This is a genomic window from Sphaerochaeta sp. UBA5836 (genome assembly GCF_002432845.1).
Lineage (GTDB): Bacteria > Spirochaetota > Spirochaetia > Sphaerochaetales > Sphaerochaetaceae > Sphaerochaeta.
This window is the reverse complement of the sequence record NZ_DJGW01000052.1, coordinates 12,227-13,374: the sequence shown is the minus strand read 5'-3', so window position 1 is coordinate 13,374 and position 1,148 is coordinate 12,227. Positions and strand designations below refer to the sequence as shown.

The following is a 1,148-nucleotide window of genomic DNA, read 5'->3' as shown; positions in this document are numbered from 1 at the left end:
CCTTCAAGGATTTGCCCCAGCGTCTCCTGGTGCACAAAGAGGGGGAGGACCTCAAGGTTGCATTCGGGATATATCGCCCGTATGCGTTCTGCCGCCACTTCGGTTTTCAGCCGGCCCAGGCTATCATACGTCGCAAGTATCTGTCGATTGAGATTCGTGATTCCAACGGTGTCGAAATCGACGATCCGCAACGTGCCGACGCCGCTGCGCACCAAAGATTCCAGACACATGCCCCCCACAGCACCCAGTCCAACCAACACGACTCGCTTTTCGTGCAGCGATTGGACGGCATCTTCACCGAGAAGTCTTGTTATGCGTAAGAATTGTTCTGATTTCATCGTTGTGGTTCTCCAGTTGCTCTTCGCTGTACCCGCTGAGGCTGCAAAAGGCTGCAATATGGTTTGCGAAAAGCTGTGCATAGTCGCGTTCGAAGCCTGTGAAGTCGGTTTCCAAGGCGAAAGGAAGCTCTAGTATCTGTTGGATGCGTGATCGAAGGTTGCTTTTGTAGATATTCGGTCCATAGGATGGGATGACTTGGTACCGCACCGCCTCTGCAATCGTTTCAAAACTTGCAGTACAACCATGCCACAACAACGGCGGCAGGTATTTGCGCTCATTTCTCAATACCGTCAACAATAGGCCGTTCTCCCGTACGCAGTGCAGGCTGACGCTGCGGCCAAGCTCGAAGCCCATGTGCAGCATTTGGGCAAGAAAGGTTCGCTGGGTCTCCCTGTTTGGATATCGGCGGTCCAAACCAACCTCGGCTATCTGCAGGTCGGGATGTGAGACAAGCATTTCATAGACAGCATCCGGGTCACCGGGGAACTCGGAAGGCAGGATCCCGATACCCCCCACTGCCGACGAACCAAGATTCAGCAGGCTTGGCCATTCAGAGGGACTACTGGTTGCATAGAGGGCATTTTCGGTTGCTTCGCAGTCACTTATGTGTCGATGAGCGTCAAACATGCCTTATGGTACGGCCCGGGGCCCAGGAGGTCAAGCTAGAGCAGAAGAGCAAGGTATGTTACGCCGATGGAGAGCAGGATGGGGATGATCATTCCCTGTCGCTTGTAGGCGAAGAGCGCAGCTGCTGCAATGCCCAGCAATCCTGCGTACCAGCTCTGGTTGTAGTCGAGGATGACACCGGG

2 protein-coding genes are annotated in these 1,148 nt (G+C 54.4%); both read right to left on the bottom strand.

Features of this window, described 5'->3' with window-relative positions:
* The coding region (locus B3F49_RS03900; RefSeq protein ID WP_293909108.1) for a tRNA threonylcarbamoyladenosine dehydratase at positions 1-338 on the bottom strand (338 nt) is incomplete at its 3' end.
* Positions 295-966 (bottom strand): TatD family hydrolase, encoded by a 672-nt coding sequence (locus tag B3F49_RS03895; protein ID WP_293909098.1) that lies wholly within the window; start codon positions 964-966, stop codon positions 295-297. The genes B3F49_RS03900 and B3F49_RS03895, both read right to left, overlap by 44 nt.
* Positions 967-1,148 lie beyond the last annotated feature (182 nt).